Annotated in this window: 17 protein-coding genes and 1 tRNA gene; all 18 read left to right on the forward strand. The window is 69.1% G+C overall.

Annotated elements, in window-relative coordinates:
* Nucleotides 1–4 precede the first annotated feature (4 nt).
* The 18 genes from recN to OSC27_RS03640 all read left to right on the forward strand — a co-directional run bounded on the left by recN (nt 5) and on the right by OSC27_RS03640 (nt 19,299).
* Complete coding sequence (recN, locus tag OSC27_RS03555; protein ID WP_267180027.1) at nt 5–1,747, forward strand: DNA repair protein RecN; 1,743 nt, start codon at nt 5–7, stop codon at nt 1,745–1,747.
* A gap of 59 nt (nt 1,748–1,806) precedes the next feature.
* Nucleotides 1,807–4,344, forward strand: coding sequence for a glycosyltransferase (locus OSC27_RS03560; RefSeq protein WP_267180028.1), 2,538 nt, complete (start codon nt 1,807–1,809; stop codon nt 4,342–4,344).
* A gap of 96 nt (nt 4,345–4,440) precedes the next feature.
* Complete coding sequence (locus tag OSC27_RS03565; RefSeq protein ID WP_267180416.1) at nt 4,441–6,129, forward strand: CTP synthase; 1,689 nt, start codon at nt 4,441–4,443, stop codon at nt 6,127–6,129.
* Entirely contained in the window at nt 6,122–6,778 is a 657-nt protein-coding gene (locus tag OSC27_RS03570) for an NUDIX domain-containing protein (RefSeq protein ID WP_267180029.1), read from the forward strand. Before OSC27_RS03565 ends, OSC27_RS03570 begins: the two co-directional genes overlap by 8 nt.
* A gap of 67 nt (nt 6,779–6,845) precedes the next feature.
* A complete protein-coding gene (gene xerD / locus OSC27_RS03575) occupies nt 6,846–7,745 on the forward strand; it encodes a site-specific tyrosine recombinase XerD (protein ID WP_267180417.1) in 900 nt (299 codons plus the stop codon).
* 226 nt (nt 7,746–7,971) lie between these two features.
* Nucleotides 7,972–8,919, forward strand: a complete 948-nt coding sequence (locus OSC27_RS03580) for a ParA family protein (protein WP_267180030.1) — start codon at nt 7,972–7,974, stop codon at nt 8,917–8,919.
* Nucleotides 8,909–9,751: a segregation and condensation protein A gene (locus OSC27_RS03585; RefSeq protein ID WP_416348820.1), complete on the forward strand. Its 843-nt coding sequence runs from the start codon at nt 8,909–8,911 to the stop codon at nt 9,749–9,751. The genes OSC27_RS03580 and OSC27_RS03585 overlap by 11 nt, the downstream gene beginning before the upstream one ends.
* Nucleotides 9,744–10,370, forward strand: a complete 627-nt coding sequence (gene scpB / locus OSC27_RS03590; protein ID WP_416348805.1) for an SMC-Scp complex subunit ScpB — start codon at nt 9,744–9,746, stop codon at nt 10,368–10,370. The genes OSC27_RS03585 and scpB overlap by 8 nt, the downstream gene beginning before the upstream one ends.
* The gene (locus OSC27_RS03595; RefSeq protein ID WP_267180031.1) at nt 10,357–11,109 is read left to right on the forward strand and encodes a pseudouridine synthase; all 753 of its coding nucleotides are present in this window, start codon (nt 10,357–10,359) and stop codon (nt 11,107–11,109) included. The genes scpB and OSC27_RS03595 overlap by 14 nt, the downstream gene beginning before the upstream one ends.
* On the forward strand, nt 11,106–12,218 hold the full coding sequence (locus OSC27_RS03600; RefSeq protein WP_267180032.1) for a prephenate dehydrogenase: 1,113 nt from the start codon (nt 11,106–11,108) through the stop codon (nt 12,216–12,218). Before OSC27_RS03595 ends, OSC27_RS03600 begins: the two co-directional genes overlap by 4 nt.
* The gene (cmk, locus tag OSC27_RS03605) at nt 12,215–12,910 is read left to right on the forward strand and encodes a (d)CMP kinase (protein WP_267180033.1); all 696 of its coding nucleotides are present in this window, start codon (nt 12,215–12,217) and stop codon (nt 12,908–12,910) included. Before OSC27_RS03600 ends, cmk begins: the two co-directional genes overlap by 4 nt.
* A 119-nt stretch (nt 12,911–13,029) precedes the next feature.
* Nucleotides 13,030–14,562: a ribosome biogenesis GTPase Der gene (der, locus tag OSC27_RS03610; protein ID WP_267180034.1), complete on the forward strand. Its 1,533-nt coding sequence runs from the start codon at nt 13,030–13,032 to the stop codon at nt 14,560–14,562.
* 290 nt (nt 14,563–14,852) lie between these two features.
* Nucleotides 14,853–15,803: an NUDIX domain-containing protein gene (locus OSC27_RS03615; RefSeq protein ID WP_267180035.1), complete on the forward strand. Its 951-nt coding sequence runs from the start codon at nt 14,853–14,855 to the stop codon at nt 15,801–15,803.
* A gap of 53 nt (nt 15,804–15,856) precedes the next feature.
* Complete coding sequence (locus OSC27_RS03620; RefSeq protein WP_267180036.1) at nt 15,857–16,279, forward strand: GNAT family N-acetyltransferase; 423 nt, start codon at nt 15,857–15,859, stop codon at nt 16,277–16,279.
* Between the two features lie 39 nt (nt 16,280–16,318).
* Nucleotides 16,319–17,089: a dienelactone hydrolase family protein gene (locus tag OSC27_RS03625; RefSeq protein ID WP_267180037.1), complete on the forward strand. Its 771-nt coding sequence runs from the start codon at nt 16,319–16,321 to the stop codon at nt 17,087–17,089.
* Between the two features lie 121 nt (nt 17,090–17,210).
* Nucleotides 17,211–17,284, forward strand: a tRNA-Pro gene (locus OSC27_RS03630).
* 240 nt (nt 17,285–17,524) lie between these two features.
* The gene (locus tag OSC27_RS03635) at nt 17,525–17,878 is read left to right on the forward strand and encodes a sulfate permease (protein WP_267180038.1); all 354 of its coding nucleotides are present in this window, start codon (nt 17,525–17,527) and stop codon (nt 17,876–17,878) included.
* 275 nt (nt 17,879–18,153) lie between these two features.
* A complete protein-coding gene (locus OSC27_RS03640) occupies nt 18,154–19,299 on the forward strand; it encodes a hypothetical protein (protein WP_267180039.1) in 1,146 nt (381 codons plus the stop codon).
* Nucleotides 19,300–19,339: the final 40 nt, after the last annotated feature.

A 19,339-nucleotide genomic window follows, 5' to 3' on the forward strand; every position in this document is an offset into this window, starting at 1 on the left:
CGGCGTGATCGACGAGATCTCCATCCGGAACCTCGGCGTGATCGCCGAGGCATCCCTGCCACTGGGCCCCGGGTTCACGGCACTCACCGGTGAGACCGGGGCGGGCAAGACCATGGTCGTCACGGCGCTCGGTCTGCTGCTCGGCGACCGCGCCGACGCCGGTGCCGTGCGGCAGGGGGCTCCGCAGGCGCTCGCCGAGGGACGGTGGCGCGTTCCCGCCGACGGCGAGGTGGCCGAGCGCGTGCGGGATGCAGGCGGCGACGTGGATGCGGACGGGCCGAGTGCGAGCGACGCCGAGCTCGTGCTCAGCCGTACCGTCTCGGCCGAGGGGCGCAGCAGGGCGGTCGTCGGGGGCCGGGGCGCGCCGGTCGGCGTGCTGGCCGAGCTGGGGGAGAGGCTCGTGGTTGTGCACGGGCAGTCCGACCAGGTGCGACTTCGCTCGGCGACCGCGCAACGCGACGCGCTCGACCGGTTCGGCGGCGAGCCGCTTGCCGATGCCATCGAGAACTACCGCCGTGTCTACGAACGCTGGCGGGCGAACCAGGCCGAGCTCGACGAACTCATCGACGATGAAGCGCGGCGCCGCGCGGAGGCAGACGGGCTGCGCACCGCGATGGCCGAGATCGAGGCCGCCGCGCCGCAACCCGGTGAGGACGAACAGCTCACCGAACGCATCGAGCGGCTGACCAACCTGGAGGAACTGCGCGTGGCCGCGGCCACGGCACGCGAGAGCGTCTCCGCGGAAGAGATCGACGCCGCCGATGTGGTCGGTCTCATCGAGAACGCACGACGCGCGCTCGAGCGGGTGAGCATGCACGACCCCGAGCTCGCGCCCATCGCCGCCGGTCTCAGCGAGGCGGGCTATCTCGTGGCCGATATCGCCGCCCAGCTCTCCAGCTACCTTGCGGCGCTCGATGCCGACGGCGCACGCGAGCTCGAAGTGCTGCAGGAGCGACGGGCCGAGCTCGCCTCGCTCACGCGCGCGTACGGTCCGAGTCTCGACGACGTGATCGCGTACGGCGAGAGCGGGGGAGCGCGGCTCGCGGAACTCGACGGCGACACCGAGCGCATCGAGTCGTTGCGAGGTGAGGTCGACGCGGATGCGGCGCTGGCGGCAGAGCTCGCGGCATCCGTCACCGGACTGCGTCGCGAGGCGGCCGACGCGTTCGGCGAGGCCGTGACCGCGGAGCTCGCGGCGCTCGCCATGCCGGACGCCCGGTTGATGGTCGAGGTGAGCGAGCGCGACGAGTTCGCGCCCTCCGGACGCGACCAGGTGACGATGCTGCTGCAGCCACACGCCGGCGCGGAGCCGCGACCGCTGGGTCGCGGCGCATCCGGTGGTGAACTGTCCCGTGTGATGCTCGCGATCGAGGTGGTCATCGCCGGCAGCGACCCCGTACCCACGTTCGTGTTCGATGAGATCGACGCGGGAGTGGGCGGGGCATCGGCGATCGAGATCGGGCGCCGGCTCGCCCGGCTGGCGCGCACGGCGCAGGTGATCGTGGTGACGCACCTGGCGCAGGTGGCCGCGTTCGCGAACAACCACCTGAGCGTTGTCAAGGGCGGAGACGGGCAGGTGACCGCCTCGAGCGTGCGGCAGCTCGCCGGCGACGAGCGGCTGGCCGAGATGACGCGGCTGCTCTCCGGTCTGCCCGATTCAGCCAGCGGTCTCGAGCATGCCCGCGAACTGCTCGCGCTCGCCGACGAGGCGCGGCAGGAGAGCGAGAGCGCCGTCGGGGCGGCCTGAGGCGGGCGCATACCCTGCTCCAAGGGTTCTCACACCGGGCGTGGATAAACTCCACGACTATGCGAGTCCCCCGCCCCGCCGCCCTTCTCAAGCGGGCCAAACGCGCCGGCCGCTACGAGGTGCACGCGTATTGGCGGCGCAGGCCGATCGTGCCGAACACGGTTCTGTACGAGTCGTTCTCGGGCAACGGCATGCTCGACAACCCCGAGGCGATCTTCCGCGCGCTGCTCGCGGCGCCCGACCTGGCGCACCTGAAGCACATCTGGGTGCTCTCCGACATGCGGCAGTACGCCTCCACCATCGCCGAGTTCGCCGGTGACGACCGCGTGAGCTTCGTGAAATACCGTTCCAGCGCCTACTTCCGCGCGCTCGCGACCAGCAACTACCTCGTCAACAACGCCACGTTCCCCGCCGACTTCGGCAAGCGACCCGGGCAGGTCTACCTCAACACGTGGCACGGCACCCCGCTGAAGCGCATGGGCTACGACATCGCCGGCGGCGCGCTCGACACCGCCAACATCGTGCGCAACTTCGTCTCGGCAGACTACCTGCTCGCCGCCAACGAATTCATGGCGCGGCAGATGTACGAGTCGGCGTACAAGATGGAGAACATCTACCGCGGGCTCATCGTGGAGGAGGGGTACCCGCGCATCGACCGGCAGCGGCTGAATGGCGCGGAGGCGGCATCCGCTCGAGCGAGGCTTGAGGATGCCGGGCTGCCACTCGGCGACCGCGAGATCATCCTGTACGCACCCACCTGGAAGGGCGGCTCGTTCGGCCGCCCCGACGACGACGTGGACGAGCTGCTCGCGCGCGTCGACCGGCTCGAGTCGCTCATCGACACCGACCGCTACGTGGTGCTGTTGAAGACCCACCAGATCGTGCACAGGCTCGTGAAGGACCGGCCGGAACTGCGCCGCATGCTCGTGCCGAACGAACTGCCCACCAACGTGATCCTCGGCGTGAGCGACATGCTCATCACCGACTACTCCAGCATCTACTTTGACTTTCTCGCGACCGGCCGGCCGGTGCTGTTCCTCACCCCCGACATCGACGAGTACGCGGGCTATCGCGGGCTGTACTTCGAGCCGGACGAGTGGCCCGGCCCCGCAGTGCGCACGGTGGACGAGCTGGCCGAGCACGTGCGGCAGATCGCGAGCGGCGAAGGCCTGCCCACCGGCATCCGTGCCCGATACGAGGCCGCGCGCGAGGCGTTCTGCCCGTTCGAGGACGGCCACGTGAGCGAGCGGGTGATCGACATTGTCTTCCGCGGCAATGTCGACGGGCACCGGGTGCGCCGGGCCGCAACGGACGGCCGGCCCTCGATTCTGCTGTACGCCGGCGGCATGCGCCCGAACGGCATCACGACCTCGATGCTCAACCTGCTCGACCACCTCGACTACGACCGCTACGACGTGTCGGCGTTCTTCGCCAAGTCGCGCAATGCGGTGCATATCGCCAAGCAGCGCGAGCTGAACCCGAACGTGCGGCAGTTTCCGCGCGTAGGCGGCATGAACGGGTCGAAGGTGACCCAGCTGGCGCGCCACCTCTCGTTTAGGCGCGGTCAGATCGAGCAGCACCGCACCGACCCGAAGCAGCGGATGCTGTGGGACGACGAGTGGGTGCGTTGCTTCGGTGACAGCCGCTTCGACTACGTGGTGGACTTCAGCGGGTACGGCCCGTACTGGGCGATGCAGCTGCTGCACTCGCCGGTGGCGACCCGATCGATCTGGCTGCACAACGACATGCTCGCCGACGCCGAGCGCGAGATTCGCGGGCACAAGCCCAACAAGCGCAGCCTCGACGCCGTGTTCGACCTGTACCGCGAATACGATCACCTCGTGTCGGTGTCGCCTGCACTCACCGAGATCAACCGGCGCAACCTGGCAAAGGTCGCCGGCCCAGAGAAGTTCCTCTCGGCGCAGAACACCGTCAACTCGGCCCGCATTCTGCGGGAGGGCGCCGTCGACCTGCGGGTGATGCTGAGCGATCCCGAGACGGGGGAGCTGCCCGCCTGGGCGCTCGATCTCATCGAGGGGCCGAAGCGCACCACATTCGTGAGCGTCGGGCGGCTCTCGCCGGAGAAGAACCAGGCCAGACTGATCCGGGCATTCGCTGCCGTGCACGCCCAGCGCGCCGACACCCGGCTGCTGCTCATCGGTCACGGGCCGCTCGTGGGCGAGCTGGAGGCGCTCATCGCCGAGCTCGGCCTGACGGATGCGGTGTACCTGACGGGCCTGCAGTCGAACCCGTACGCCATCATGGCCGCAAGTGATTGCTTCGTGCTCTCGAGCAATTACGAGGGTCAGCCCATGGTGATCCTCGAGGCCCTCACGCTCGGCCTGCCCGTCGTGACCGTCGACTTCGGCTCGGCGAAGGACGCGCTGCCCGCCGGCGTCGGCCTCGTGGTGCCGACGAGCGATGAGGATCTGGCCGAGGGGATGCGCGCCTTCCTCGCCGGGGACGTCACCGCCGGCGACTTCGACCCCGACGAGTACAACAGACGAGCCATGCAGCAGTTCTATCGCGCGATCGGCGTTGAGGCGCCGGTGGCGACGCGGGGCGGCGGCACCGCATCCGATTCTCTGGGGGCCTGAGGCCCGTCTCTGGGGGCGTGAGGCCCGCTCCCTGGGAGGCGCGAGGCGAGGCTCGGCGCAAACGCCCGGCTGCTGCTGTTAGGATGAAAGCCCGTGGTGGATAACGAAAACGCGGGGCTCACAAACGGCACTACCAAGCACATCTTCGTGACGGGTGGTGTCGTTTCTTCGTTGGGCAAGGGGCTGACCGCCGCCAGCCTCGGAAATCTTCTGACCGCGCGCGGCTTACGCGTCGTGATGCAGAAGCTCGACCCGTATCTGAACGTGGACCCGGGAACGATGAACCCGTTCCAGCACGGCGAGGTGTTCGTCACCGACGACGGCGCCGAGACCGACCTGGACATCGGGCACTACGAGCGGTTCCTCGACATCAACCTGACCCAGGCGGCGAACGTCACAACCGGGCAGATCTACTCGCAGGTGATCGCCAAGGAGCGGCGCGGCGAGTACCTGGGCGACACGGTGCAGGTGATTCCACACATCACCGACGAGATCAAGCGGCGCATGCGCCTGCAGGCGAGCGAAGAGCCGAAACCCGACGTGATCATCACCGAGGTCGGCGGCACGGTCGGCGATATCGAGTCGCAGCCGTTCATCGAGGCGGCCAGGCAGGTGCGGCACGAGCTCGGCCGGCAGAACTGCTTCTTCGTGCACGTCTCGCTCGTTCCGTTCATGAACGCCTCTGGCGAGCAGAAGACGAAGCCGACGCAGCACTCGGTGGCGGCGCTGCGCTCGCTGGGAATCCAGCCGGATGCGCTCGTGCTGCGCAGCGACCGGCCCGTCTCCGAGTCGAACAAGCGCAAGATCGCGCTCATGTGCGACGTGGATGAGAAGGCCGTGGTGAACACCGTGGACCTGCCGAGCATCTACGACATTCCCTCGACGCTGCACGAGCAGGGTCTCGACGAGTACATCATGGAGATGCTCGGCCTGACGGCCGGCGAGCTCGACCGTTCCAGCTGGGACGAGCTGCTCGAGGCCGTGCACGATCCCAAGCATGACGTGACCATCGGCGTCGTCGGCAAGTACATCGACCTGCCCGACGCGTACCTGTCGGTGATCGAGGCGCTGCGGGCGGGCGGCTTCGCGCACCGGGCGAAGGTGCACCTGAAGTGGATTCCGTCTGACGAGTGTGAGACGCCCGAGGGCCAGGCGCGTAACCTGGCCGACGTCGACGGCATCTGTGTGCCGGGCGGGTTCGGGATCCGTGGCATCGAGGGCAAGCTGGGCGCGCTGCGGTTCGCGCGCGAGAACGGGATTCCGGCGCTGGGGCTGTGCCTCGGTCTGCAGTGCATGGTCATCGAGTACGCGAGGAACGTCGCCGGGCTCGCCGGCGCATCCTCGTCGGAATTCGACCCCGACACCGAATACCCGGTGATCGCGACCATGGCCGAGCAGGTCGACATCATCGCGGCGGGCGACCTGGGCGGCACCATGCGACTCGGGCTGTACCCGGCCGCGTTCAGCGAGGGGTCGATCGTCGCCGAGCTGTACGGCGCGCCCGAGGCGTCCGAGCGGCACCGACACCGCTACGAGGTCAGCAACGTGTACCGCGAGCGCATCGCCGCGGCCGGCATGCAGTTCAGCGGCACGTCGCCGGACGGCAGCCTCGTGGAGTACGTGGAACTGCCGCGCGACGCGCACCCGTTCTACGTGGGAACACAGGCGCACCCGGAACTGCGGTCGCGGCCGAACCACGCGCATCCGCTGTTCCGCGGCCTGATCGGGGCCGCGCTCGATCGGCAGGAGGCGAGCAGACTGTTCGAGGTGAACGACGATGAGTGAGACGGATGCCGCGGGCGACGACTTCGTGCTTCGCGACGAGCCGTACCAGGTGCAGCAGCTCTCGCGTGAGACGGCGTTCGAGGGCACGATCTGGAACGTGGATCGTGACACGTTCAGACTGCATGACGACGAGCTGACGCGCGAGTACCTCGATCACACCGGTGCGGTGGCGATCGTGGCGCTCGACGACGAGGACCGGCTGCTGGTGATTCGGCAGTACCGGCACCCGGTGCGCTCGAGGCTGTGGGAGATCCCGGCGGGGCTGCTCGATGTGACGGATGAGCCGCCGCTCGCCGCCGCCCAGCGTGAGCTCGCCGAGGAGGCCGACATGACGGCCTCCACGTGGAGCGTGCTCGCCGAGTTCTACACCTCGCCCGGCTCGAGCAGCGAGGCGATCCGCATCTACCTGGCGCGCGGGCTCGCGGCGACCGAAGAGGCGTACAAGCGGCACGGCGAGGAGGCCGGTATCGAGGTGCGCTGGGTGCCGCTCGACGACGCCGTCTCTGCGGTGCTCGAGCGGAGGGTGCAGAACCCGTCGATGGTGGTGGGAGTGCTCGCGGCGGCCGAGGCAAGGCGGCGCGGATGGGCGACGTTGAGCGGGCCGGAGACGGCGTGGCCCCGGCATCCGAAGTGGGCGGCGCGGCACTGAGCCGCTCGGGCGGATCGGGCGGATCGGGCGGATCGGGCGGCGAACGGGTGAGCGGCAGGTGACTGTCATCGAGAAGGCCGTCGACAATTACCTGCGGCACGTGGCGATCGAGCGCGGACTCTCGAACAACACGGTTGCCGCGTATCGTCGCGATCTCGTCGGCTATACGGCGTGGCTTGACGCTCAGGGCGTTCACGAGCCGGGAGAGATCACGGCGCAGCACGTGCAGGGCTTCTCACGGCATCTCGCGACGCGTGACGAGTCGCCGCTGACCGCGTCGTCGCTTGCGCGCGTGCTGTCGAGCGTGCGCGGCTGGCACCGTTTTCTGCTGGAGGAGCAGGTGGTGGGTGAGAACGTCGCCGCGGAGACGAAGCCGCCGAAGCTCGCCAGCAGGCTGCCGAAGGCGATCTCGATCGAGCAGGTGCAGGCGCTGCTGGCGGCGACGGATGGCGAGGATCCGCGGGCGCTGCGTGACAAGGCGCTGCTCGAGCTGCTGTACGCCACGGGCGCGCGGGTCAGTGAGGCCGTCGACCTCAACGTGGACGACGTGATCGACGCCGAGATCGTGCGGCTCACGGGCAAGGGCAGCAAGCAGCGCATCGTGCCGCTCGGCAGCTACGCCCGCGCGGCGATCGACGCGTATCTGGTGCGGGCGCGGCCGCTGTTCTCCGCGCGCGGCAAGGCGACGCCGGCGCTGTTTCTCGGCGTTCGCGGGCAGCGCGTGTCGCGGCAGAACGCCTGGCTCATCATCAAGGCGGCGGCCGAGAGGGCGCAGCTGAGTGCGTCGGTGTCGCCGCACACCCTGCGGCACTCGTTCGCGACGCATCTGCTGGCCGGCGGCGCCGACGTTCGCGTGGTGCAGGAGCTGCTGGGGCACTCGTCTGTCGCGACGACGCAGATCTACACGCTCGTGACCGCGGATGCGCTGCGCGACGTATATACCCAAGCGCATCCCAGAGCGCGCTAAAGCTGAGAGCGGCCGGGTTTACGTCGGTTGAGGAGGCCGCGGAGCGGCTGCCTCGAAACCCGGCGGAGGTGGTGGGTTTCGAGACGACGCTGCGCGTCTCCTCAACTCGCTCGTGCGGCGGTGCGACCACGGGTTCGGCGCGGCGTTCGTTAGACTCGGAGGCGCGGGAATCCGCGTGCAACACTTTTGGGAAGCGAGGACGTCGCAGGTGGCGCGCAATAACGAGATGCGAACGGAACTTCCCGGCTTCATCGATGCTTCTGCCGGCGATGCGTCGGCCGGTGGCGCCTCCTCGTCCTCGAAGACCGGCACCCTTGTTGCGGGCGACGACGCCCCGCGTCTCGGCCCGACCGGTCGCCCTGCGCACGAGTTCGCCGAGCCGAAGCCGCTGAAGAGTCACGGCCCCGCCCGCATCATCGCCCTGTGCAACCAGAAGGGTGGCGTCGGCAAGACCACGACGAGCATCAACCTGGGCGCATCCATCGCCGCATACGGTCGACGCGTGCTCGCCATCGACTTCGACCCGCAGGGCGCTCTCTCGGCCGGCCTCGGGGTCGAGACCCACGACGTTCCGACCATCTACGACCTGCTGCTGTCGAGCTCGAAGGACCCGAAAGACACGATCCAGCACACGGGCGTGCCGGGTCTCGATGTGATCCCCGCCAACATCGACCTGTCGGCGGCCGAGGTGCACCTCGTGAACGAGGTCGCCCGCGAGCAGATCCTTTCGCGAGTTCTGCGCAAGGTCGCGAACGACTACGACCTGATCCTGGTGGACTGCCAGCCCTCGCTCGGCATCCTCACCGTCAACGCCCTCACGGCGGCGCACGGCGTGCTGATCCCGCTCGAGTGCGAGTTCTTCGCGCTGCGTGGCGTCGCCCTGCTCGTCGAGACGATCGAGAAGGTCAAGGACCGCCTGAACCCGGTGCTCGAGCTCGACGGCATTCTCGCGACCATGTACGACTCGCGCACGCTGCACTCCCGCGAGGTGCTCGAGCGCGTCGTCGATGCCTTCGACTCGCGCGTTCTCGAGACCGTGATCACCCGCACGGTCAAGTTCCCGGATGCCTCCGTCGCAGCCATGCCTATCATCCAGTTCGCGCCGGAGCACCAGGCCGCGGCTGCATACCGTCAGCTCGCGAGGGAACTGATCGCGCGTGGCGCTGTCGCCTGAGCACGCCGTCACGGGCGCCGGCGCAGCGGATGCGGCATCCGCTGATGAAGACAACCGTTCGTTTCGCGTGGCGCTCGGCAACTTTGAGGGGCCGTTCGATCTGCTGCTGTCGCTGATCACGAAGCACGAGCTCGACATCACGGAGATCTCGCTGAGCCGGGTGACGGACGAGTTCATCGCCTACCTGCGCGCGCTCGAGGGCGAGGATCGGCTCGACGAGGCCAGCGAGTTTCTGGTGGTGGCCGCGACGCTGCTCGACCTGAAGGTGGCGGGGCTGTTGCCGCAGGGTGAGCTCGTCGACGCCGAAGATGTGGCGCTGCTCGAGGCGCGCGACCTGCTGTTCGCGCGGCTGCTGCAGTACCGGGCGTTCAAGGAGGCCTCCGCGTGGTTCGGCGAGCGGCTCGAGGGGGAGTCGAGTCGGCACGCGCGCAGCGTGCGGCTGGAGGACAAGTACCGCAGGCGCACGCCCGAGCTCGTGTGGACGCTGACGCTTGAGGACTTCGCGGCGCTGGCGGCGCTGGCGCTGACGCCGCGGGAGATTCCGGTGGTCGGGCTTGATCATCTGCACGCGCCGCTGGTGAGCATCCGTGAGCAGGCGGCCACGGTGGTGGCCCTGCTGCGTTCGGGGGAGCCGCACACGTTCCGCCAACTGATCGCCGGCACCGACATGAAGGGGCAGGTCGTGGCGCGGTTCATCGCCGTGCTCGAGCTGTACCGGCACGCGGCCGTGTCGTTCGAGCAGATCGAGCCGCTTGGCGAGCTGACGATCCGCTGGACCGCGGAGCAGTGGTCCCAGGAGAACCTGGCGAACCTGGGGGCGGACTATGACTGAAACGATGGGCGAGAGCGTGACCGAGAGCGGCGTGGAGGGCCAGCGCGAGGCCGTGAATGCGCCGGCGATCGACGTACGCCGTGCGCTCGAGGCGATTCTCATGGTGTCGGATGAGCCACAGAGCCTCGTGAGCCTGGCGACCGCGCTCGGCAGCCCCGTGGCCGCGGTGCGCCAGGCGATCGAAGAACTCGTGCGCGACTTCGACGGTGTGGGTGACGGCGGCACCCGGCGCGGCTTCGAGCTGCGCGAGGTGGGCGGCGGTTGGCGCATCTACGTGCGGGCCGAGTATGACGACGTGATCGCCGACTTCGTGCTCTCGCAGAACCCGAGCCGGCTCTCGCAGGCGGCACTCGAGACGCTCGCCGTCATCGCATACAAGCAGCCGATCAGCCGCGGGCAAATCGCGTCGATCCGCGCCGTGAACGTGGACTCAGTGGTGCGCACGCTGCTCGGCCGCGGGCTCATCACCGAGCTGTTCACCGACAGTGAGACCGGGGCGATCAACTACGGCACGACCGATCTGCTGCTGACCCAGCTCGGCGTCAACTCGATCGATGAGCTGCCGAAGATCTCGCCGCTGCTCGCCGACGGCATGGAGGGATTCGATGGAATCGGATAAGCCCGAGGGCGAGCGGCTGCAGAAGGTCATGGCTGCCGCCGGCGTCGCGAGCCGACGCGTGAGCGAGGAGATGATCAGCGCGGGCCGGGTGCGGGTGAACGGAAAGGTCGTCACCGAGCTCGGCCGCCGCGTCGACCCCACCGTCGATGAGGTTGCCGTCGACAACGTGGCCGTGCAGCTCGACCCCTCCCGGCGCTACGTGATGCTCAACAAGCCGACGGGCGTCGTGTCGTCCCTGAAGGATGAACACGGCAGGCCCGACCTGCGGCGCTTCACCGACGATTACGAGGAGCGGCTGTTCAACGTGGGCCGCCTCGACGCCGACACCTCCGGGCTCCTGCTGCTGACGAACGACGGCGCGCTCGCCCACGTGCTTGCGCACCCGTCGTTCGGTGTGACCAAGACGTACATCGCCCGGGTCGCCGGCGTGGTGACGCCGCAGGACGTCGCCCGTCTCACGAAGGGCATCGAACTCGACGACGGCCCGATCGTCGCCGACAAGGCACGGCTTCTGGAGCGCAGCCGCGACAGCAGCCTCGTGGAGATCGTGCTGCACTCGGGCCGCAACCGCATCGTGCGCCGCATGCTCGACGCCGTCGGCCACCCCGTGAACGACCTCGTTCGCCGCCAGTTCGGGCCACTGCACCTCGGCACGCTCGCCGTGGGGCAGGCCCGCGACCTCACCAGGGCGGAGCTCGGCGAGCTGCTGACAATCTCGCGCCAGGGGGCAGAGGAATGACCGCGCACACCTCCCGGCTGACCGGCCAGGTTCGCGTTGTCGGCGCAGGCCTGCTCGGCGCCAGCATCGGCCTCGGCCTGAAGGCGCGTGGCGTCGACGTCATTCTCGACGACGCCTCGCCCGCCAACCTGCGCCTCGCCATCGACTACGGCGCAGGCCGGCTTTCGCGAGCGGATGACGCCCCCACCCTCGTCGTCGTGTGCGTGCCGCCCGACCTGACCGCCCGGGTGGTCGCCGCCGAGCTCAAGGCCCACCCCGCTGCGGTGGTGACGGACGTGGCCAGCGTGAAGGTCGGGCCGCTGTCGGAGGTGGAGCGGACGGCCGAGTCGCAGACGACGGGCGGCGTCGATGTGGGGCGCTACGTGGGGTCGCATCCGCTGGCTGGTCGCGAACGCGGGGGAGCGATCTCGGCGCGCGCCGACCTCTTCATCGGCCGGCCCTGGGTGGTGTGCACGCGGCCCGAGCTCTCGCGCAGCCGCACGCAGGTCGTCGAGTCGCTCATTCTCGACCTCGGTGCCGTGCCCGTCGAGTTGAACACGGTGGCGCACGACGCCGCCGTCGCGCTCGTCTCGCACGCGCCGCAGCTGGTAGCGACGCTCATGGCGAAGCGCCTCATGGGCTCGTCGGATGCCGCGCTCGGCCTCGCCGGCCAGGGGCTGCGCGACGTGACCCGCATCGCGTCGAGCGATCCCGAGCTGTGGGTACAGATTCTGGGCGCGAATGCCCCGGCCGTGGCCGAGATTCTGCGCGGTGTGCGCGATGACCTCGACACGGTTCTGGGCGCGCTCGACGACCCGGAGGCATCCGGTGCCCGTCGTGCGCTGGCCGAGGAACTCGCGGCGGGCAACGCCGGCGTCGCCCGGCTGCCGGGCAAGCACGGCCAGGATCGCCGGTTCGCGCAGGTGGTCGTGATGGTCGAGGACGCGCCGGGCGAGTTGGGGCGGCTCTTCACCGAGATGGGCGAGATCGGCGTGAACCTCGAGGACCTCAGGCTCGAGCACTCGCCCGGCGCCGCGATCGGGCTCGCCGAGATCGCCGTGCTGCCCGAGGCGCAGCAGCGCACCATCGATGAACTGTCGGCACGCGGCTGGAGGATCGCCGGATCATGACTCACACCTCCCTCATCGTGGCCGTCGACGGGCCCGCGGGCAGCGGCAAGTCGAGCGTGAGCAAGGCCGTCGCCGCCCGGCTCGGCTACGCGTACCTCGACACGGGCGCCTGCTACCGCGCGCTGGCCTGGTATGTCGGCTCGCGCGGCATCGATGAGACGGATGCTGCCGCAGTCGCCTCGTCGCTCGCCGGCTTCGTGCTGAGCATCGGCACCGAGCCCGGCGGGTACCGGGTCGTCGTGGGGGAGGGTGCCGGCACGGACGTCAGCGGCGGCACCGATGTCACGGAGGCGATTCGCGAGCCGCGGGTCTCCGGGCTCGTCAGCGCGATCGCCCGGGTGCCCGAGGTGCGCGAGCAGCTGACGGTGCTCTTCAGGCAGATCATGGCCGGCACCGAGCGGCCCGGCATCGTGGTCGAGGGTCGGGACATCACGACGGTGGTGGCGCCGCACGCGCCCGTGCGCATCCTCTTGACCGCGGACCCCGACGTGCGGGCGGCGCGCCGCGCCGCGGAGCTCACGGGCGAAGACGCGGCCGTCGTCGGACAGCAGCTGCACCGGCGGGACGAGGCCGACTCGCGCGTCGTCGACTTCATGACGGCCGCCGAGGGCGTGACCACGGTCGACTCGACGGCGCTTGACTTCGATGAGACGGTGGATGCCGTGGTGGCCGTGATCGAGCGCAACGCCTGAAAGCAGGTCGAGGAGTGGCCGCAGGCCACGTCTCGAAACCGGGTGCTGGATTTCGAGACGGCCTTCGGCCTCCTCAATCCGCGTGCCGTCGTTAGCATTCCGCCCCGTAGGCTTGGGGTATGCCCACACCCTCCGATTCCGACGAGCTTTTCGACGGTCCCGACGACACGTCTGAGGGCGACGAGCTCGCCTCGCGCCTGGCCGAGCTCGACGACGACCTCGCCACGCAGCGTGCGGCCGCCCTGCGCACCGGCCTCGAGGACTACGAACTCGACGAGGTCGACCGCGGCATCCTCGACGCGGCGACCGAAGACCCGGATGCCATCGCGTACCTGCCGGCGCTGCCGGTGCTCGCGATCGTGGGCCGGCCGAACGTGGGCAAGTCAGCGCTCGTGAACCGCATCCTCGGCCGCCGCGAGGCCGTCGTCGAGGACACCCCCGGCGTCACCCGTGACCGCGTCTCGTACCGTGCCGAGTGGAACGGGCGCCACTTCACCATCGTCGACACGGGCGGCTGGGAGCCGGACGCCAGAGGCATCAACGCGTCGGTCGCCGCCCAGGCCGAGGTGGCCATCGACCTCGCCGACGCCGTGCTGTTCGTGGTCGACGCCAACGTGGGTGTGACCGCCACCGACGAGCACGTCGTGCGCCTGCTGCGCAAGACGAATCGCCCGGTCTTCGTGGCCGCGAACAAGGTGGACGACACCCGGCAGGAGCCGAACGCGGCCGCCCTGTGGTCTCTTGGGCTGGGAGAGCCGCATCCGGTCTCTGCCCTGCACGGCCGCGGAGTGGCCGACCTGCTCGACGAGATCATCGGGAAGCTGCCCGAGGTCTCTGCGGTCGCGAAGGAGGAGGTCGGCGGTCCTCGGCGCGTGGCGATCGTGGGGCGCCCGAACGTGGGCAAGTCGAGCCTGCTGAACAAGGCCGCGGGCGAGGAGCGGGTGGTGGTCAACGAGTTGGCCGGAACGACGCGTGACCCCGTGGACGAGCAGGTGGAGCTGGGCGGGCGCGTCTGGCGGTTCGTCGACACCGCCGGCATCCGTCGTCGTGTGCATCTGTCGCAGGGGGCCGACTTCTACGCCTCGCTGCGCACGAGCACGGCGCTCGAGAAGGCCGAGGTCGCGGTCGTGATTCTCGACGTGAGCGAGCCGATCAGCGAGCAGGATGTGCGCATCATCGACCTCGTGCTCGAATCCGGCCGCGCGCTGGTGCTCGCGTTCAACAAGTGGGACCTGCTCGACGACGAGCGCCGGCGCTACCTGGAGCGGGAGATCGAGCAGGATCTCGCGCACGTGTCGTGGGCGCCGCGCGTGAACATCTCGGCGCGCACCGGGCGGCACCTGGAGAAGCTGGTGCCCGCGCTGGAGTTGGCGCTCGAGTCGTGGGATACGCGCATCGCGACGGGCAAGTTCAACGCGTTCCTGGCGGAGCTGACGGCCGAGCACCCGCACCCGGTTCGCGGCGGCAAGCAGCCGCGCGTGCTGTTCGGCACGCAGGCGTCGTCGCGGCCGCCGACGTTCGTGCTGTTCACGACCGGGTTCCTCGACCCTGGGTACCGGCGGTACATTCAGCGCCGGCTGCGCGAGATCTACGGGTTTGAGGGGACCCCGATCGTGGTGAATATGCGGGTGCGGGAGAAGCGGAAGCGCTGACACGGAGGCGGGTTGAGGAGGCGCGAAGCGCCGTCTCGAAACCCTGAACCGAAAGCAGGAAGATGAGCGTCGAAGTGATCGATTTCTCCTGCTTTCGGTGGCGGGCCAGCTCGGGGTTCGTTGCGTACGGGGTGTTAGGTTTCGAGACGTCGGCTTTGCCGACTCCTCAACCCGCGTCTCGCTCGACCTCTCAACCCGCGTCGCGCTCGACCCTCAATCCGCGTCGCGCTCGACCCTCAATCCGCGTCTCGCTCGACCCTTCAATCCGCGTCGCGGCATAGTCTGGGGGCGTGACCCTTCCGCCGCCTCCGCACCTGCCGCGGGATCCCGGCGATGCGTGGGTCGAGGGGCCGGATGGCCGAAAGTTCTGGGGGCGGTTCGGCGCCGCGGGGCTGCTGGCGCATGACGAGCGGCGCGGCATCCTTCTGCAGCATCGCGTGGAGTGGAGCCACTTCGGCGGCACCTGGGGGTTGCCGGGTGGCGCGCGTAAGCAGGGGGAATCCGCGGTCGACGGCGCTCTGCGCGAGGCGAACGAGGAGGCAGGAGTGCCGCGCGAGAGCCTGCAGCTGCGTTTCGCGAGCGTGCTCGATCTTGGCTTCTGGTCGTACACGACGGTGGCCGCGCGGGTGGTCGAGCCGTTCGAGCCCGTGATCGGCGACCCCGAGAGCCTCGAGCTGCGCTGGGTTCCCGTCGCCGAGGTCGACTCGCTGCCGCTGCACCCCGGCTTCGGGGCGGCGTGGCCGGCGCTTCGGGCTGAGCTCGGCCGCCGCGTCGTGCTCGTCGTCGACATGGCGAACGTGGTGGGATCGCGGCCCGACGGGTGGTGGAGGGATCGGCGGGGCGCCGCCGAACGGCTCGCTGCTCAGGTGGCGACGCTCGCTCAGGCGGGCGTCGCGGCGCAGCGATTGGACCTTCCGCTCGAACGGTGGTGGCCGCAGTGGGCGCTGGTGGTCGAGGGGCAGGCTCGCGACGCGGATGTCGCCGCGGCATCCGCTGGCACTGCTGGCACTGCTGGCACTGCTGGCACTGATGGCACTGATGCGCCGATGCGCGTGGTGCGCGCCCTGCACTCGGGCGATGATTCGATCGTCGACACCGTGCGCGAGCTTCGGCAGGACGACCCGGCGGCGCAGGTGATTGTGGTCACCTCCGACCGCGAACTGCAGGAACGCGTGGCGGCCCTCGGTGCCACGGCGCGCGGTGCCGGCTGGCTGCTCGACCAGCTGCGGATGACTCCATAGCCTGGAGAGCCTCGCCCGAGGCCGCGTCGGCTGCGCTCTGGTTGGATTGGCCCATGGTGACAATCCGAATCGCGACCGCAGCCGAGCTCGATCTGCAGGATGTGCTGGATCTGTACAACTCGGTGGGATGGTCTGCTTACACCGACAAGCCGGAGGCGCTGGGTGCGGCGTTGGCGGGGTCGTCTCTGATCGTCGAGGCGCGGCTCGGGACAGAGCTCGCGGGTCTGGCGCGCGTCATCTCCGACAACGCGACCATCTGTTACCTCCAGGACATCCTGGTGCGGCCGAGCCACCAACGGGAAGGTATCGGGCGCATGCTGGTCACGGAGGCGCTGGCCCGTTTCGCGCACGTGCGGCAGAAGGTGCTGCTGACCGATGATGAACCGGGGCAGAAGGCGTTCTACGATTCCCTCGGCTACCGTTCGACGACGGAGTTCGGCGATGGAACGCTGCGTGCGTTCGTGCGGTTTGACTGACGATCGCGCGCCCGGCCCCGACGTGCCTAGAGTGAAAGCATGACTCTTTCGCCCGCCCACGAGGAACTTCTCGCCACCGTCCCGCTGTCGTCTGAGTCCCGCATCGAGACCTCTGACGTTGCATACGGCCATGAGGAGGCGGAGCTCGAGGGCTACTTCGCCTACGACGCGGCGGCCGAGCGGCCACTGCCTGGCGTGCTCATCGTGCATGACTGGACCGGCGTCGGCGATACGGTGAAGATGCGAGCGCAGATGCTCGCGAGGCTCGGGTTCGCAGCGTTCGCCGCCGACGTGTACGGCCGCGGCATCCGCCCTCAGGGTGCCGACGCGTCGGCCACAGCGCGCGGCTTCTACGCGGATCTTCCGCTGCTGCGAGCGCGCGTGGCGGCGGGCTTCGCCGAGCTCGCCGCGAACACGGCGGTCGACTCGTCGCGCCTGGCCGTGATCGGTTACTGCTTCGGCGGCAGTGCGGCTCTCGAGTTCGCTCGCACCGGGGCGGATGCGCGTGGCGTCGTCAGCCTGCATGGCGGCCTCATCGCGCACGACCCCAGCGACGCGAGCGCCATTCGCGCCAGCCTGCTGATCCTCACCGGGGGAGCGGACCCGGTCGTGCCCGACACCGACATCGCCGCCTTCCAGGACGAGCTGCGCGCCGCCGGCGACATTGACTGGCAGGTCACCACCTACAGCGGAGCCCCACACGCCTTCACCGTGCCCGGCCCCAACTACCGCCCCACAGCGGATGCGCGAGCATGGCACGCCATGCTCGCCTTCCTCCACGAGGTGCTCGCCGCCCCGCCGGTCGAGTAGCGCCTGCGGCGCGTATCGAGACCCCCAGCCTCCGCCGGTCGAGTAGCGCCTGCGGCGCGTATCGAGACCCCCATCGCACCCGCTAAGATGGTCGAGTTGCCATTCGCGAACGCGAAGGCATCGGGATGTGGCGCAGCTTGGTAGCGCACTTGACTGGGGGTCAAGGGGCCGCAGGTTCAAATCCTGTCATCCCGACAAAAAGCCTAGGTGAGAAGCAGTTTTCTCGCCTGGGCCTCGTCTTTCTTGACCCTCGGTGTTCTGGTCCCCTGAAGTCATGGTTACTTGGATTAGTGTTCCCCCTCACGCGCGTTCCAGTTGCGAGGGGGGACCAGACGTGGCCCATTCCTTGCGGAAGTAGGGGACCAATCCAGGCACGACGAGCCGCCGGTCCGCGATCTCTTCCTTCGCCGCTCTTGACGAGAGAAGAGGATCGCCGTGTTCCGACTCATCTGGGCCGCCAGCGTTCGAGTGCACCACCTGCTGCGCTGGGCACCGACCAATCTCCTGCTTGACCGCATCCGCACTCGACGCGGGCTCAAGTGGGGCATCCCGGCGATGCTCCTCGCAGCCCCCCTCCTGCTCGCCGCGGCCACTTGCGCCGCAGGCATCCGGGACGGTGGCCCGGGCTGGCTCAACCTGGCCGTCGGCCTCTTCATCTGGGATGCGTTGAAGTTCCTCGTGATGGGTCCGGTCAGCTTGGTCGTCCTCGCGCGTGTCCACGCGGTGGAAGCTCTTGAGCGTCGCCACGCAAGACGGCAGGCGCGAGCTGAGCAGGCGGTCCACGTCTAGAAGCTCCGGCCGCGCGCGGCGAAAGGGGGGTGCTGATTCGGCAGCGCCCTCTTCGTATCGCGGCACGACCTCCAGCCTGCCGAAGCCGTCTCCGGGCTATAATTCACGTGGGCGGTCTGGACTGCCTGTCTCCGAGTCTGAGTCCCCACGCGGCGAAGACGTCGAGGACAACCGCTGATGCGGAATCCAGAGAAGCACTACCTGTTGGTTCGAGATCTCTCTCATGTCACAGGGCTGGTAGGCGTGGGGTGCATAGCCCGGAACAAGAGATTGAGATGACTCCCAGCAACAACACTCCGAGCCGCGCGTTCCAGCAGGATGCGCGTGCCTGGTCGGCCTTCACCGGCACGAACTACACATCCGCGCTGCGGCAGATGAGCTCCCCGTTGACCCAGGGTCTCCTTGGTCCGCGGGTCATCGCACGGCGGCTGATCGCCGCACTCAGCGATCACGAACTGATCGGCGCGCACGGCGGCGCTCCTCGTCTCGGCGAGAACGGCGTCCGCTCCGACTCGCCATGGAGCTTCAACGGAAAGACCGACTACATCCAGCTCGCCCTCATCACGGACATGCTGCGGATGTTCACGCCCACCTCGGGCTCTGAGGCTTCTGAGGTCGGCAGCTACTCCTTAAAACACACCGCGGAGTGGTTCCTCAGCCCGCACTTCTCCTATGTGTCCAATGGCCGACTGATCTGGGCGGCAGCAGCGCTGGGCCTCCCGATCACGGACCCGGACGGGGACGGTCCGAACCTCCTGATCGGCATCTCCGAGCGCGAGCATGACTACGTGCGCCGGATGGTCGGCTCCGGCCAGGTGCGACCGCGGGCCAGCCACTACCGCCCCGCCGGGTACGAGCACCTGCGCGAAGCACTTGCGCGGGCAGCCGCCGGCGAGCTCATCACTGAGGGCTGGGTCCGGCCGGATCCGGTCGCCGAGCCGGCTCCGTTCCACGACTGGCTCGTCCAACAGGCCCGCCGCAACGACGTCGTGGGCGATCTCGCGGGCGACTACTCGGCCGGTGTCCGCGACAGCGATCACCGCGTCGCCCGCACCGCCGACGAGCTTCTGGCGATCTTCCACGAGGTATCTCACTCGCCCTCGGCCTACGACGCCGTAGTCACCTCGATCGCGGAGTGGATGCGGACGGAACCTTCGCCGGCCCCTATCCGAACGGAGCCGGTCGGTGGAGACGCACACGACCACGAGGGCTGGGGCGCCGGTGCCGGAACGGTGGAGCGCTACGAGTTCCTGTGCCCCTGCGGGGACGGGACGATCGTGGAAGAGCACGACAATATCCCGGGCTTCTGGGAACATGACGTGCGGATCCTCTGCGACAAGTGCCGAGCAGAATGGCTCTTCGTCGAGGGCAGGGGTGTCCGGGACTGGGCTCTGGAACCCGTCGCGGCAAGGGCCGCCTGACAGTCGAAGCAAGAACCGTGCGCCGCACCGAGCCGGTGCA

This window comes from Microbacterium sp. STN6, from assembly GCF_026410545.1.
GTDB lineage: Bacteria > Actinomycetota > Actinomycetes > Actinomycetales > Microbacteriaceae > Root112D2.